General features: G+C 72.0%; 12 protein-coding genes. 6 read left to right on the forward strand and 6 right to left on the reverse strand.

Going from position 1 to position 14,303, the window contains the following annotated elements; translation table 11 throughout:
* Nucleotides 1-351: 351 nt before the first annotated feature.
* The 5 genes from AC0KTA_RS28405 (at nt 352) to AC0KTA_RS28425 (ending at nt 5,939) form a co-directional block, all read left to right on the forward strand.
* The gene (locus AC0KTA_RS28405; RefSeq protein WP_481051056.1) at nt 352-1,836 is read left to right on the forward strand and encodes a TraR/DksA family transcriptional regulator; all 1,485 of its coding nucleotides are present in this window, start codon (nt 352-354) and stop codon (nt 1,834-1,836) included.
* A 78-nt stretch (nt 1,837-1,914) separates the two neighbouring features.
* Complete coding sequence (lspA, locus tag AC0KTA_RS28410; protein WP_481051057.1) at nt 1,915-2,601, forward strand: signal peptidase II; 687 nt, start codon at nt 1,915-1,917, stop codon at nt 2,599-2,601.
* A gap of 94 nt (nt 2,602-2,695) precedes the next feature.
* Nucleotides 2,696-3,637, forward strand: coding sequence for an RluA family pseudouridine synthase (locus AC0KTA_RS28415; RefSeq protein WP_481051058.1), 942 nt, complete (start codon nt 2,696-2,698; stop codon nt 3,635-3,637).
* A gap of 38 nt (nt 3,638-3,675) precedes the next feature.
* A complete protein-coding gene (locus tag AC0KTA_RS28420; protein ID WP_481056591.1) occupies nt 3,676-4,140 on the forward strand; it encodes a GNAT family N-acetyltransferase in 465 nt (154 codons plus the stop codon).
* A 212-nt stretch (nt 4,141-4,352) separates the two neighbouring features.
* Nucleotides 4,353-5,939 carry a Na+/H+ antiporter gene (locus AC0KTA_RS28425; RefSeq protein WP_481051059.1) on the forward strand — a complete coding sequence of 529 codons (1,587 nt, stop codon included), beginning with the start codon at nt 4,353-4,355 and terminating at the stop codon, nt 5,937-5,939.
* 125 nt (nt 5,940-6,064) lie between these two features.
* Here the strand turns inward: AC0KTA_RS28425 and AC0KTA_RS28430 are convergent, their stop codons facing one another.
* The gene (locus AC0KTA_RS28430; protein ID WP_481051060.1) at nt 6,065-7,156 is read right to left on the reverse strand and encodes a mechanosensitive ion channel family protein; all 1,092 of its coding nucleotides are present in this window, start codon (nt 7,154-7,156) and stop codon (nt 6,065-6,067) included.
* Between the two features lie 48 nt (nt 7,157-7,204).
* Between AC0KTA_RS28430 and AC0KTA_RS28435 the strand changes: the two genes are divergently transcribed.
* Nucleotides 7,205-7,774 (forward strand): dienelactone hydrolase family protein, encoded by a 570-nt coding sequence (locus AC0KTA_RS28435; RefSeq protein ID WP_481051061.1) that lies wholly within the window; start codon nt 7,205-7,207, stop codon nt 7,772-7,774.
* Between the two features lie 21 nt (nt 7,775-7,795).
* On the opposite strand, the gene AC0KTA_RS28440 is transcribed toward AC0KTA_RS28435, so the two are convergent.
* The 5 genes from AC0KTA_RS28440 to AC0KTA_RS28460 all read right to left on the reverse strand — a co-directional run bounded on the left by AC0KTA_RS28440 (nt 7,796) and on the right by AC0KTA_RS28460 (nt 14,223).
* The gene (locus tag AC0KTA_RS28440) at nt 7,796-9,352 is read right to left on the reverse strand and encodes a serine/threonine-protein kinase (RefSeq protein WP_481051062.1); all 1,557 of its coding nucleotides are present in this window, start codon (nt 9,350-9,352) and stop codon (nt 7,796-7,798) included.
* 55 nt (nt 9,353-9,407) lie between these two features.
* Nucleotides 9,408-11,132, reverse strand: a complete 1,725-nt coding sequence (locus AC0KTA_RS28445; protein WP_481051063.1) for an alkaline phosphatase D family protein — start codon at nt 11,130-11,132, stop codon at nt 9,408-9,410.
* Nucleotides 11,133-11,280: 148 nt separating this feature from the next.
* The gene (locus AC0KTA_RS28450) at nt 11,281-12,099 is read right to left on the reverse strand and encodes a thioredoxin domain-containing protein (RefSeq protein WP_481051064.1); all 819 of its coding nucleotides are present in this window, start codon (nt 12,097-12,099) and stop codon (nt 11,281-11,283) included.
* A gap of 40 nt (nt 12,100-12,139) precedes the next feature.
* Nucleotides 12,140-12,826 carry a hypothetical protein gene (locus AC0KTA_RS28455; RefSeq protein ID WP_481051065.1) on the reverse strand — a complete coding sequence of 229 codons (687 nt, stop codon included), beginning with the start codon at nt 12,824-12,826 and terminating at the stop codon, nt 12,140-12,142.
* A gap of 68 nt (nt 12,827-12,894) precedes the next feature.
* On the reverse strand, nt 12,895-14,223 hold the full coding sequence (locus AC0KTA_RS28460) for a DUF2252 domain-containing protein (protein WP_481051066.1): 1,329 nt from the start codon (nt 14,221-14,223) through the stop codon (nt 12,895-12,897).
* Nucleotides 14,224-14,303: the final 80 nt, after the last annotated feature.

Consider the following 14,303-nt stretch of genomic DNA (forward strand, 5'->3'; position numbering starts at 1 on the left):
CCGGGTCGCTCATGGCTGCGTACGCCGCTACTCGTCCCCATCCACGCTTCTCGCTCCGGTCAGTGTACGGCGCCGGGGCGGGGGCGGCCGACCGGTTTTCGGCGGCGGCCCGGCGGTGCGGGGTCCGTGCGCGTACTGACCCGAATGGCCAGACGCGCGCCGACGTGTCCCGGTGCGCCCTGGTCGGCGGATTACCCGGCGGGGAGCTGGGCACAACGCATGCAGGCTCGCCGTGCGGCCCCGGGGGGTGGGCGAATCGGGCGGCGTGCCCCGTTGCCGCGGGCCTGGAGTCGATTTATCGTCCCAGCACGATTCGCGTGCAAGATCACAATATGTGAAGGGGCCGCGGCCATGGTGGCGAAGAAGACCGCCGTACAGCAGTCGGCGTCGAGCAGACCCACGGGCAGGGCTCCGGTGAGGAGTGCCGGGACGTCCGCTGCGCGGAAGGCCGCGAACGGTGTGGCCGGGAAGGTGGTGGCCACTGCGGCGGCCACCAAGAAGGTGGTCTCTGCGAAGACGGGAGCCAAGAGGGCCGGCTCGGGGCAGACCGCCCCCAAGGGGGCGGCTGCCGGGGCGGCGGCCAGGAAGACGGCCAGCAAGTCGTCCACCAGGACGGCGGCCGGCGAGAAGACGGCTACCGACAGGGCGGCCCCCGACAAGAAGGCGCCCGACAAGAAGGCCCCTGCGAAGGCGGCTGCCAAGAAGACATCGACGAAGACCACGTCCGCCAAGAAGGCAGCTACGAAGACCACGTCCGCCAAGAAGACGGCCGCCCGGGGCGAGTCCGACAAGGAGGTGCCTGCCAAGACCGCGGCCACGAAGTCGGCCGCCAAGGAGGCGAGCGCCAAGGGTGCGTCCGCCAAGAAGACGGCCCAGGCAAGGGCGGCGAAGGCCACGACCAAGAAGACGACCGCCAAGAAGACGACCGCCAGGAAAGCGACCGCCGAGAAGGCCACGGCCAAGAAGGCAGCCCCGGAGCAGTCAGCCACTGCGAAGGCCGCGGGCAAGAAAGCGACCACTACGAAGGCGACCGCCGAGAAAGCGACCACCAAGAAGGTGGCCAGCAAGAAAGCGGCCGCCAAGAAGACCACGGCACCCACTACGAAGGCACCTCCCAAGGAGCCGCCCCCCAAAGCAGCCGCCGCGGCTGCTGTTTCGGAGAGTGCCGCCGCGGCGGGGGCGGTCGCCGAGGGGGAGGGCGGGCGGGGGAGGGAGGCGGACGGTGGGGTGCGTGCGTCCAAGAGGGCGACGGGTGCCGCCAAGGGCCCAGGGGCCAGAAAACGTTCGGCCAAGAAGTCGGCCGCGTCCGCGGTCGAGGGTGCGGCTCAGGCCGCGGAGACGACGGGAGCCACGACGGTGGTTGCGAAGAAGACTCCGGGCACGGCGACAGCGGCGAAGAAGGCCGGTGCGGTGCCCAAGGCGCGGGCCGCGGCGGCACCCGGCGAGCTCGCGGTGCGTCCCGGCGAGGATCCATGGACCCCGGAAGAGGTCTCCGAGGCACGTACCGAGCTGATGTCCGAGGCACTGCGGCTGCGCACCGAGATCCAGGCGTCCGTGGACTCGCTCGCCGGCCTGATGCGGGACTCCGGGGACGGCGCGGGCGACGACCAGGCGGACACCGGCACCAAGAACATCACCCGGGAGCACGAGATGGCGCTCGCCGCGAACGCCCGGGAGATGCTGGAGCAGACCGAGCGCGCCCTGGAGCGCCTCGACGCGGGGACGTACGGCCTCTGCGAGAACTGCGGCAACCCCATCGGCAAGGCGCGCATGCAGGCCTTCCCGCGCGCGACCCTGTGCGTCGAGTGCAAGCAGAAGCAGGAACGGCGCTACTGAGCGTGGCCTGCGCGTCCTGGTCCGTACGTGTGTGCCGTACCCTCGTCCCCAGTCAGGTACCTAGGTCGAGGGACTCACGTGGCAGAGGCGGAGCGCATCATCGGTACGCCGGACATCCCTGAGGCGGCGGGAGCCGGACCGGAGCAGTCCGACTCCGACTCCGGCTCCACGGACGGGCGGACACCGGCGGACGGCCGCCCGGCCGGGAGCGGGGAGCCGTCCGAGGGCGGGAAGCGGCCCGACGGCGGGCAGCCGTCCGAGGACGAGCCGAAGCCCAAGGGCAGGCGCAAGATCGCCGTGCTGTTCGGCGTGGCCCTCTTCGCGTACGCGCTCGACCTCATCAGCAAGATGATCGTGGTCGCCAAGCTGGAGCACCACGAGCCGATCGACGTGGTCGGCGATCTGCTGCGCTTCAACGCGATCCGCAACGCGGGCGCCGCGTTCGGCTTCGGCGAGGCGTACACCATCATCTTCACGGTGATCGCCGCGGCCGTGATCGTGGTGATCGCCCGGCTCGCCCGCAAGCTCTACAGCCTGCCCTGGGCGATCGCCCTCGGCCTGCTGCTCGGCGGCGCGCTCGGCAACCTCACCGACCGGATCTTCCGCTCGCCCGGCATCTTCAAGGGCGCGGTGGTCGACTTCATCGCGCCGAAGAACTTCGCGGTGTTCAACCTCGCGGACTCCGCGATCGTCTGCGGCGGCATCCTGATCGTGCTGCTCTCCTTCCGCGGGCTCGACCCGGACGGCACCGTCCACAAGGACTGACGCCCCTCCGGCAAGGACCCGATGCCCCATGCCGGGAGGGGCCGAGTACGGCCTTCGGTACGGCGGTGTCGTACCCCTCCTGCATACTCGTGGGGTGAGCACGATTCCCGAGATCCGCACCCTGCCCGTACCGGACGGCCTTGAGGGCGAGCGCGTAGACGCCGCCATCTCGCGCATGTTCGGTTTCTCCCGCACGAAGGCCGCCGAGCTCGCGGCCGCAGGCAAGGTGCTGGTCGACGGCGCGGTGGCCGGCAAGTCCGAGCGCGTGCACGGCGGGGCCTGGCTGGAGGTGGAGATGCCGCAGGCGCCCGCCCCGGTGCAGATCGTCGCCGAGCCCGTCGAGGGCATGGAGATCGTGCACGACGACGAGGACATCGTCGTGATCGTCAAGCCCGTCGGCGTCGCCGCGCACCCCAGCCCCGGCTGGACCGGCACGACCGTGATCGGCGGCCTCGCCGCCGCCGGGTATCGCATCTCGACGTCCGGCGCCGCCGAGCGCCAGGGCATCGTGCACCGCCTGGACGTGGGCACCTCCGGCCTGATGGTCGTCGCCAAGTCCGAGCGGGCGTACACCTCGCTGAAGCGCCAGTTCAAGGAGCGCACGGTCGACAAGCGCTATCACGCGCTGGTGCAGGGCCACCCGGACCCGCTGACCGGCACCATCGACGCCCCCATCGGCCGCCACCCGAACCACGACTACAAGTGGGCGGTCACCGCCGAGGGCAAGCCCTCCGTCACGCACTACGACCTGATCGAGGCCTTCCGCGCCGCCTCCCTGCTCGACATCAAGCTGGAGACCGGCCGCACCCACCAGATCCGCGTGCACATGGCGGCGCACCGCCACCCCTGCGTGGGCGACCTGACGTACGGCGCCGATCCCACGCTCGCCAAGCGCCTCGGCGTCACGCGCCAGTGGCTGCACGCGGTCCGGCTCGGCTTCGAGCACCCCGGGGACGGGCAGTGGGCGGAGTTCGAGAGCGCCTACCCCGACGATCTCCAGCTGGCGCTGGACCGGGTGCGCGCGGAGAGCGCGTGACCGCGGCGGGCGCCGCGGCCACCGGGCGCCGGGACGAGGTGACCTGCCGGGTCGCGGTGGGCCAGGAGGACCTGGACGCCTGCTTCGCCGTGCGCAAGGACGTCTTCGTCGCCGAGCAGGGTGTGCCCGAGGACCTCGAGTACGACGAGTACGACGGCGTGGCCGTGCACGTGCTCGCGGTGCGCGCCGACGAGGGGACACCGCTGGGCACGGGGCGGCTGCTCATGGGGGACGCGGCCGCCGTGAAGAACGGCGACGCGGATTCTGGCGTGGGCGCCTTGGGGCGGTTGGCTGTGCTGCGGTCCGCCCGAGGGCTTGGGGTCGGTGCCCGGCTTGTCGCCGCCATCGAGGACGCCGCCCGTGAGCGGGGGCTGCACGCGGTGGATCTGCACGCGCAGACCCACGCGTTGGGGTTCTACGAGCGGTTGGGGTACGAGGCGTACGGGGCGGAGTTCCTCGACGCGGGGATCCCGCACCTGGCCATGCGTAAGGCGCTGCGCTAGCTGAGACCGTCGGCGGCATCCGGCACCGTGGGCTGTGCCCACCCGTCCCGCCCCGCGGGACGATTGCCCACAGCGGGTACGGCGGTCTGCCCATAGCGGGTACGGCGCGTCGCAGACCGTCGCCAGAAGTCGGGTTTGGCTGGTTTCGGGTGGGTGCGTGGCAAGGTTGAGGTGCTGATCTTCCTCGCATCCGACCCGCCGGAGGGCACCCCGTGGATCAACTGGCGCTGCTGCTCGTGCTGTTGCTGGGTGCCCTGGTCACCGTGCCGTTGGGGGACCGGATCGGGCTGCCCGCGCCGGTGCTGATGACGCTGTTCGGGGGCGTCCTCGCCTTCCTGCGGTTCGTGCCGAACGTCGAGGTCCCGCCGGACCTCATCCTCCCGCTGGTCCTGCCGCCGCTGCTCTACGCGTCCGTACAGCGCACGTCCTGGCGGCAGTTCACGGCCAACATCCGGCCGATCCTGCTGCTCGCCGTGGCGCTCGTGTTCGTGACGACGGCGGCCGTCGCGGCCGTCGCGAACGCCGTCGTGCCGGGGCTGCCGCTCGCCGCCGCCGTCGTGCTCGGCGCGCTCGTCGCCCCGCCGGACCCGGTGGCCGCGACCGCCGTCGCCGGTTCGCTCGGCCTGCCCCGCCGCCTGGTGTCGATCCTGGAGGGCGAGGGCCTCTTCAACGACGTCACCGCGATCGTGCTGTACCACGTGGCCATCGCCGCCGCCGTCAGCGGGACCTTCTCCTGGCCCGAGGCCGCCGGCCAGCTCGTGCTCTCCGCCGTGGTCGCCGTCGCCGTCGGTCTCGTACTCGGCTGGCTCTCCAACAAGCTGATGAGCCTGCTCGCCGACGCCACCCTGCAGACCGGCCTGACGCTGCTCGTGCCGTTCGTCGCGTACGTACTCGCCGAAGAGCTGCTCGGCTCCGGCGTCCTCGCCGTCCTGACCACCGCGCTCTACCTCGCGGAGAACGCCACCGACGCGGACGACGTGCTCGGCCGGATCACCGGTCAGTCCTTCTGGGAGATCGTCGACACGCTCGTCACCGGTGTCGCCTTCGGGCTCATCGGGCTCGAACTGCACAACGTCTTCGGCACGGCCGACGGGCGCGAGTGGCAGATGGTCGGCTGGGGCGGCGCCGTCGTCGCGGTCGTCGTCGGCGTACGGCTGCTGTGGCTGCTGCCCGCCACCTGGCTCGCCAAGCGGCTGCACAGACTCCGCGACTACGACGAGGAGATCCCGACGACCTGGCGCGAGACGGTCGTCATGTGGTGGTCCGGCATGCGGGGCGTGGCGTCGGTCGCGCTGGCACTCGCCATTCCGCTGAAGACGGACGACGGGGCGCCGTTCCCCGCCCGGGACGAGATCATCTTCATCGCCTTCTGCGTGATCATCGCGACGCTCGTCGCGCAGGGGCTCACCCTGCCGTGGCTGGTCAAGAGGCTCGGCGTGCGCGCGGACACGGACGCCGAACGGGCCCTGGAGCGCGAACTCGCCGTGCGCGCCGCCAAGGCCGCCAAGGCGCGGCTCAAGGAGATCGAGGACGTCGAGGAACTGCCCGAGGAGGTCGCCGAGCGGCTGCTGCGCGGCGCCTTCGACATCGGCGCGCGGATCAGCCCGGACATCGTGGACGACGAACGGCGCGAGCGGTACAGCAAGCGCGTGGACCGGATCAAGGCGGTCCAGCGCATCCAGCGCGAGATGATGTCGGCTGCGCGCCACGAGGTGCTGGCCGCCCGCAGCGAATCCGGCTACGACCCGGAGATCGTGGACCGGGTGCTGCACCATCTCGACGTACGCAGCCTGCGCTAGGCGCTCCGCTGGAAGGGCCGCGATGGGCCGTCGATTGTCTGCGGCCTCGTCGTGGCTGGTCGCGCAGTTCCCCGCGCCCCTTCGGGGGCGCTCCCGTACCGCAGCGGCCCACCGGCCGCCCTGCCTCAGCCCCGCCCCGTGCGCGGCACGTGCGGCGTCGCCGGTTGCGGATGGTGGCCGTCCGGTGGCTCCACCGCCCAGGCCGTGTTGACCCGGGGCAGCGCGTACGGATGGTGCTCGGTCAGCCAGGTGACGAGCTGTTCGCGGACCGTGACGCGCACCGTCCAGATGTCGTCGGCGTCCTTCGCGGTCGCCAGCGCGCGCACCTGGATGGTGTTCGGCGTGGTGTCCGTGACGGCGAGGCCCCAGTCGCGGCCGTCCCAGGCGGCGCACTCGCGCAGGATCTCGTGCAGCTTCTCGCGCATCGCCTCGATGGGGGCCGTGTGGTCGAGCTGGAGGAACACGGTGCCGGTCATCTGGGCGCCGCCGCGGGACCAGTTCTCGAAGGGCTTCGACGTGAAGTACGACACCGGCATCGTGATCCGGCGCTCGTCCCAGGTCCGCACGGTCAGGAACGTCAGCGTGATCTCGTCGACGACGCCCCACTCGCCGTCCACCACCACCGTGTCCCCGATCCGCACCATGTCGCCGAAGGCGATCTGCAGCCCCGCGAAGAGGTTGGCGAGCGTGGACTGCGCGGCCACGCCCGCGACGATGCCGAGGATGCCCGCCGACGCGAGCAGCGACGCCCCGGCCGCCTGCATGGCGGGAAAGGTCAGCAGCATCGCGGCGACGGCCACCACGCCGACGACCGCCGCGACCACCCGCTGGATCAGCGTGACCTGCGTACGTACGCGTCTGACGCGGGCCGGGTCGCGGTGCGCGGAGGCGTAGCGCGCGTACGAGGACTCCACCACCGCGGCCGAGATCCGCACCGCGAGCCAGGCCACCGAGCCGATGAGCACCAGCGTGAGCGTGCGGCCGATGCCCACCGAGTGACCCTCGAAGACCTCCGCCCGCTCGTACGTACCGCGCAGCAGAGCCGTGCACATGACCACCTGCAGCGGCAGCCGGCAGCGACGCAGCAGCGCCCACAGCGGCTGCTCGGGCTGCCGGGCGTCGGCGCGGCGCAGCACCCGGTCGGCCAGCCAGCCGACGGCGAGCGTGAGCACGACCGAGCCGCCGACCACGATCAACGGACGCAGGACGTTCTCCATGCCTCCGAGGGTAGGTGGGCCTCCGAGGGGAAATGGCACGATGGCCCCATGAACATCATGCTTTTCCATTCGACGTACGGGCTGCGGCCCGCGGTCCGCGCGGCGGCCGACCGGCTGCGGGCGGCCGGGCACGAGGTGTGGACCCCCGACCTGTTCGACGGCCGCACCTTCGAGTCCGTCGAGGAAGGGCTGGCCTTCAAGGACGGGCTCGGCAACGACGAACTGCTCAAGCGCGCGATCCTGGCGGCCGCGCCCTACTCCGAGCGGGGCCTGGTGTACGCGGGCTTCTCGCTCGGCGCCGCCACCGCGCAGACCCTCGCCCTCGGCGACGAGAAGGCGCGCGGCCTGCTGCTCCTGCACGGCACGTCGGACATCGCGGAGAACGCGTCCGTGGACGAGCTGCCGGTGCAGCTGCACGTCGCCGAGCCCGACCCGTTCGAGACGGACGACTGGCTCAGCGCCTGGTATCTGCGGATGGGCCGCGCCGGGGCCGATGTGGAGGTCTACCGCTACGCGGGCGCCGGGCACCTGTACACCGACCCGGACCTGGACGACTACGACGCCGAGGCGGCGGAGGCCACGTGGCGTACGGCGCTGGGGTTCCTCGACTCGCTGTAGGCCCGGCCCGGCACACGGATGTCACGGGCGGGTGCAGCGCCCCACCGGACTGCTCGCGGGCGGCTTGCACTGCAGGGCGTAGTCGCCGCTGCTGTCGCTGAGATAGCGGCCCACGCACGTGGTGCCCGAGGTCCGGCCGCGCTCCGCGCAGAACCGCAGCGCGGCGCGCCCGTCGGCGAACGGCCCCGGCGCGTAGAACACCCAGAAGCCCGGGCGCAGCGAGGCGTAGTCGTCGCTGCGCAGGTACTGCGCCTCCGGGACCTGTTTGCGCACGGCCGCGAGCCTGCGGTCGCGGGTCGCGGCGGACGAGGTGCCCGGCTCGGAGTGCAGCTGGGCGATCCAGCGGCCGGACGCGGGCGGGGCGGACGAAGCCGTCGGGGTGGGGGACGTCGGGGGTGTGCCGCGGGACGGGGACTCCCCTGTCGTGGGCGTCGCGGAAGGGGCCTTGGAGCCAGTCTCCGTAGGCGTACGACTCGCTGAAGGCCCCGCGCCGGTGGTGGTCTCCCCGCCTGCCTTGCCGTCCGGCTCGGACCCGTCCCGCAGCGCGAGGACCAACGCTGCCCCCGCCACCAGCGCGAGCACGACCGAGACGGCCGCGACCACCACGGGTGTACGTCTGCGTGACTCGGGGCGCGGCGGCGGCCCGGGATACGGCAGCGGTGCGGGCGGAGTCTGTGCGAGCGGTCCCGGTGGGGGAGGTGCCGGGCGCGGCGCCGTCTCCGTGGGCTGCCACTCGACGCCGTCCGCCACGGCCGCGAGCATCGCGTCCAGGCGGGCCGCCTCGGGCCGCAGCGCCGGATCCCGTACGAGCAGTGCCTGAAGGACCGGCGCGAGCGGACCGGAGCGCACCGGCGGCGGCACCGGGTCGTCGAGCACCGCGGCCAGCGTGGCCAGGGTCGACGCGCGGCGCAGCGGACTCACGCCCTCCACGGCGACGTACAGCACCAGACCCAGTGACCACAGGTCGGCGGCCGGGCCCTCGCCGGTGCCCCGGACGCGCTCGGGCGCGATGTACTCGGGGGAGCCGATCAGGTCGCCGGTCGCGGTGAGCCGCGTGGAGCCCTGGAGGGCGGCGATGCCGAAGTCGGTGAGGACGGCGGGCGGGACGCCGTCGGGACGGTCCGGGGACGGCTCGCGAAGGAGTACGTTGGCGGGCTTGATGTCGCGGTGCAGGATGCCCGCGGCGTGGGCGGCGCGCAGCGCCGAGAGCAGCTCCCGGCCCAGGCGCGCCGCCTCCCGCGGCGGCAGGGTGCGCTCCTCCAGGAGGTCCTGGAGGGTGCGGCCCGGGAGCATCTCCATCACCAGCCACGGATGCGGCTCCACGTCGACGATGTGGTGGATCGTCACGACATGGGGGTGATTGACGCGGGCGAGGGCGCGGGCCTCGCGCAGCACCCGCTCCCGCAGCACCCGCGAGGCGTCGCCGGTCGACTCCGGCCCCGGAGGCCGGACTTCCTTCAGCGCCACCTCGCGGTGCAGCACGGTGTCGCGCGCCCGCCACACCGTGCCCATGCCTCCGCTGCCGAGCCGCTCGAGCAGCTCGAACCGCCCGTCGAGTACGTCCCCCTGGTCGCTCATGGGCGACAGCGTAAGGGGTCGGCGGGCGTGGATCGGACCGGTGTGCGGGGCCCGTTCAGCGCACCGGCGCCTGCACCCGCTCCACCTTCTGCGTGCCGGTGAGCGTGCGGTACGAGCGTGCCCACGACGAGGTCGCCTTCGGGTCCGCGCGGTCGGAGATCACGTAGTAGTCCATCTGCGAGCGCTCGGCCGTGACGTCCAGGACGCCGTATCCGTGCGAGTCCATGTCCAGCCATTTCACATGGCGGTTGGCGGCCTTGATCGCGGCGACGCCGACCAGCGACAGGGTGTGCGGCGCGACGTTCAGGAAGTCGTCGACGTTGTCGGAGGTCACGGACGTGACCACGAACTCCGTGGCCGCGGACGGCGACGCCGGGTACGTGGCGGCGGTCACCGGCACGTCGTTGGCCCACGCCATGTGGATGTCGCCGGTCAGGAAGACGGTGTTCCGGATGCCCTTGTCCCGCAGGTGTCCGATGAGTTCCTTGCGGTCGTGGGTGTAGCCGTCCCACTGGTCGGTGTTGACGGCCAGGCCACCCTCGGGCAGGCCGAGCAGCTCCGCGAGGGGCTTCAGGAGGTACGCGGGCAGCGAGCCGAACGCGACCGGCGAGACCATCACCGACGTGCCGACCAGCTTCCACGCGGCGTCCGACGCGGCCAGGCCCGCCTTCAGCCAGTCGAGTTGGGCGCGGCCCGCGATGGTGCGGTCCGGCGAGTCGACGTCGCCGCTGCCCACGCCCGCCTGCTGGGAGCGGAACGAGCGCAGGTCGAGTAGGTGCAGGTCGGCCAGCTTGCCGAAGCGCAGCCTGCGGTAGACGGTGCCTTCGGTGGCCGGGCGCACCGGCATCCACTCGAAGTAGGCCTGCTTGGCGGCGGCCACGCGCGCGGCCCAGGGGCCTTCGGTCTCCGGGGTGTGGTTCTCCGCGCCGCCGGACCAGGCGTCGTTGGCGACCTCGTGGTCGTCCCAGATCGCGATCACCGGGTGCGTGCCGTGCATCGCCTGCGCGTCGGCGTCGGTCTTGTGGGCGCCGTGCCGGAGCCGGTAGTCGGCGAGGGTGAGGATCTCGTGCCTCGGCCGGTGTTCGCGTACGACGTCGCCGGAGGAGGCGAAGCCGCCGGACGCGTACTCGTAGAGGTAGTCGCCGAGGTGCAGGACCGCGTCGAGTTCGGTGCGGGCGGCGAGGTGGCGGTACGCGGAGAAGTAGCCGGCTTCCCAGTTGGAGCACGACACGACGCCGAAGCGGACGCCGGGCGCGGAGGCCTCGTGGGCGGGCGTGGTGCGGGTGCGGCCGACGGGGGAGTGCACCGGCGAACCGTCGCCTACGGAGAAGCGGTAGTAATAGGTGGTCGCCTGGCGCAGGCCCCTTACATCGGCCTTGACCGTGTGGTCGCTCGCCGCCTTCGCGGTGGTCGAGCCGCGGCCCACGACCTTGCTGAAGCCCTTGTCCTCGGCTATCTCCCAGCGCACCTCGACGTCGGAGCCCTTGCCGGATCCGGGCACGGCGTCGGGCGTCGGCGTGATCCGCGTCCACAGCAGGACGCCGTCGGGCAGCGGGTCACCGGAGGCGACGCCGTGCAGGAAGGCCGGGCCGGCGGCGGCCCGGGCGAGGGGAGTCGCCGCGAGCGGGGCGGCGAGGGCGGCGGTGGCGGCCGCGGCCTTGACGACGGTGCGGCGGCGCGGCGTGAGCGAGGTGCCCGGGGCGACGGGGGCGGGTGAGGTGCCCGGCTGTCTGTCGGGATCACTCGGCGGCGTAAGGGAGTTGTCTATTCGACTGGTCACGAACAGGCACCCTACGGACCGGTAACGGCGAAGAGCGGGCGATCCCCGAAAGTTCGCCCGCTCTTCCGCAACGCGTCTACTGCGCTTGCGTGATAGCTCCCGGCTCAGGCCTTCGGGCAACTCCCGGCTCAGGCCTGCACCGTTCAGATCAGCCCTTCAGCGCCTCATCGACGGCCTTGTTGAAGTCCGGGACCGTCATCGGCGCGTTCTCCTTGTCGGAGCCCTTGAGCTGCTTGCCGTCCATGACGAAGGCCGGGGTGCCCTCCACGCCGTCCTTGTCGTCCTGGAACGCCTGCCCCATCGCGAGGGCCCAGCGGTCGTAAGTGCCGTCCTTGACCGCCTTCTTGAAGCCCGCGTTCTTCTTCAGCTCGGGCACCTGGTCGGCGATCTTGAGCAGGTACGCGTCGTCCTTGAACTTGTCGTCCTGCTCGCTCGGGTGGTTGTCCTTCGAGTACAGCGCCTTCTTGTAGGCGAGGAAGGCGTCCGGGCTGACGTTCAGGGCGGCGCCGAGCGCGCTCATGCCGTTGCGGGAGCCCTCGCCCGGGATGTTCCGGTCGAGGAACGTGGCGCCGACGAACTGGACCTTGTACTTGCCGTCCTTGAGGTCCTTCTCGACCGTCGGGCCCACGGCCTGCTCGAAGCTCGCGCAGATCGGGCAGCGCGGGTCTTCGTAGACCTTCAGGGTCTTCTTCGCGCTGTCCTTGCCGATGACGACGGTCGTGCCGTCCTTGCCCGAGGTGTTCGCGGGCTTGACGAGCTTCTTGTCCTTGGCCTCGTCCCAGTAGCCGGGCTTGTTGCTCTGCATGACGGCGTACGAGACACCGCCCGCGAGGGCGAGGACGCCGACGATGGACGTGCCGACGATGATGGACCGCTTGCGCTTCTCGCGCCTGCGCTCGGCCTCCTGCTGGGCGCGGATCCGCTCGCGGGCGGCCTGCTTGGCGGCCTGGCTGTTGCGCTTGCTCATGATTCTTCTCCGTGGGTGTGGCAGGTGGAAGGTGCTGTGCTCAGGCGTGTAGTGCCGAGCACGGCGGTCCACGCCGTCCCACGAAGTGCACGAGCAGCCGCGACCGCACCGCGGGGGTCCGCCGGACGGGCCGCGGCAGCCGGCGCGCGGGAGCGGTCCGGGCGCTCACCACGGCGACGGCGATGAGCAGCGGCCGGAAGGTCGAGGCGGCCGCGGCGCGCAGCAGGGCGGCGATGGCCCGCTCGCCCCGGGCCAGCCAGACGGCGGCGAGCAGCCCGACGCCGACGTGCGCGCCGAGCAGCAGCCAGGCCGTGGCCGGGCCGCCGTCGGCGAACAGCGCGGCGGCGCCGTGGCCCTCGCCGCCCGCCATCCGGGCCAGCGGGGAGCCGACGCTGCCGCCGCCGCACAGCACGTCGACGCCGAAGGACCGCAGCGGGCCCGTGACGGGGCCGCCCGCCTGGCCGTAGCAGACGTGCTGGCCCGAGGTGAAGACGGTGTCGGCGGCCAGCTCCAGCGGGATCAGGAGCGCGGCGATGCGGCCGAACCCGCGCTCGCGCCCCGCCAGCGCGTAGGCGATGACATAGACGACGGCAGTGACGGCGAGGCAGGTCGTGAGCGGCAGCGGGGCCCGGGACAGCAGAATGTGCGACGCGGCGGACAGCATCACGACGAGCGCCGTGAACAGTGCCGCGCGCACCACTCTCATCTGGGTCCCGGATATGTCCATCGCGCAAGCGAGTGTGCCATGAGCCGTCGTAAGGGACCCCTAAAGGGTCCCTATGAATCACATGACTGTCAGAGGCCGGGAATGCGGCCGTTGCGGAAGAGGTCGACGAAGATCTGGTGGTCCGCGCGGGCGCGTGCGCCGTAGCTGTGCGCGAAGTCGACCAGGAGCTCGGCGAAGCCGCCCTCGTCGGCCGCGATGGCGGCGTCGATGGCCCGCTCCGTGGAGAACGGCACCAGGTCGGAGTGCCCGGACTCGTCGTCCGCGGCGGCGTGCATCGTCGCCGTGGCCCGGCCCAGGTCGGCCACCACGGCGGAGATCTCCTCCACGTCGTCGATGTCCGACCAGTCCAGGTCCACCGCATACGGCGAGACCTCGGCGACGAGCTGGCCGGCGCCGTCCAGCTCGGTCCAGCCGAGCCACGGGTCCGCGTGCGCCTGCAGGGCGCGCTGCGAGATGACCGTGCGGTGGCCCTCGTGCTGGAAGTAGCCGCGGACCGCGGGGTCCGTGATGTGCCGGGACACGGCCGGGGTCTGGGCCTGCTTCAGATAGATCACGACGTCGTTCTCCAACGCGTCGCTGTTGCCCTCCAGAAGGATGTTGTACGAGGGCAGGCCCGCCGAGCCGATCCCGATGCCGCGGCGGCCCACCACGTCCTTCACCCGATACGAGTCCGGGCGGGACAGCGAGGACTCCGGAAGCGTCTCCAGATAGCCGTCGAAGGCGGCAAGGACCTTGTACCTCGTGGCCGCGTCCAGCTCGATGGAGCCGCCGCCCGGCGCGAAGCGGCGCTCGAAGTCGCGGATCTCCGTCATCGACTCCAGGAGCCCGAAGCGGGTCAGCGAGCGGGCGGCGCGCAGCGCGTCCAGGAGCGGGCCCTGGGCCGTGTCCAGCGTGAACGGCGGCACCTCGTCGCTCTTCGCGCCCGTCGCCAGGTCGTGGATCCGCTCGCGGTACGCCGCGGCGTACGTGCGCACGAGGCGGGTGATCTGCTCGTCGCTGAGCGCCTTCGTGTACCCGATCAGGGCCAGGGAGGCGGCCAGGCGCTTGAGGTCCCAGGTGAAGGGGCCCACGTACGCCTCGTCGAAGTCGTTCACGTTGAAGATCAGGCGGCCCTGGGAGTCCATGTACGTGCCGAAGTTCTCCGCGTGCAGGTCGCCGTGGATCCACACCCGGCCCGTGCGGTCGTCCACGTACGCACCGTCGTGCTGCTCGCGCTCCAGGTCGTGGTAGAAGAGGCCTGCCGTGCCGCGGTAGAACGCGAAGGCCGAGGCCGCCATCTTCCGGAACTTCACCCGGAACGCGGCGGGGTCGGCGGCGAGCAGCTCGCCGAACGCGGTGTCGAAGACGGCGAGGATCTCCTCGCCGCGCTGCTCGGCGGTGGGCTGCGGGACCGACATCGCGGGGTGCCTCCTGGTGCATGACATAGGGGACGGTCTTCCGCCCCTTTGGTCTGGGACGGCCTCCGCCCCCTTCAACG

Source organism: Streptomyces sp. Y309 (assembly GCF_056712025.1).

Coding starts and splice junctions, on each gene's coding strand:
- AC0KTA_RS28440 (WP_481051062.1), bottom strand. CDS start 9,352: ATGAGCGACCAGGGGGACGTACTCGACGGGCGGTTCGAGCTGCTCGAG.
- AC0KTA_RS28460 (WP_481051066.1), bottom strand. CDS start 14,223: ATGTCGGTCCCGCAGCCCACCGCCGAGCAGCGCGGCGAGGAGATCCTC.
- AC0KTA_RS28435 (WP_481051061.1), top strand. CDS start 7,205: ATGAACATCATGCTTTTCCATTCGACGTACGGGCTGCGGCCCGCGGTC.
- AC0KTA_RS28405 (WP_481051056.1), top strand. CDS start 352: ATGGTGGCGAAGAAGACCGCCGTACAGCAGTCGGCGTCGAGCAGACCC.
- AC0KTA_RS28455 (WP_481051065.1), bottom strand. CDS start 12,826: ATGGACATATCCGGGACCCAGATGAGAGTGGTGCGCGCGGCACTGTTC.
- AC0KTA_RS28430 (WP_481051060.1), bottom strand. CDS start 7,156: ATGGAGAACGTCCTGCGTCCGTTGATCGTGGTCGGCGGCTCGGTCGTG.
- AC0KTA_RS28450 (WP_481051064.1), bottom strand. CDS start 12,099: ATGAGCAAGCGCAACAGCCAGGCCGCCAAGCAGGCCGCCCGCGAGCGG.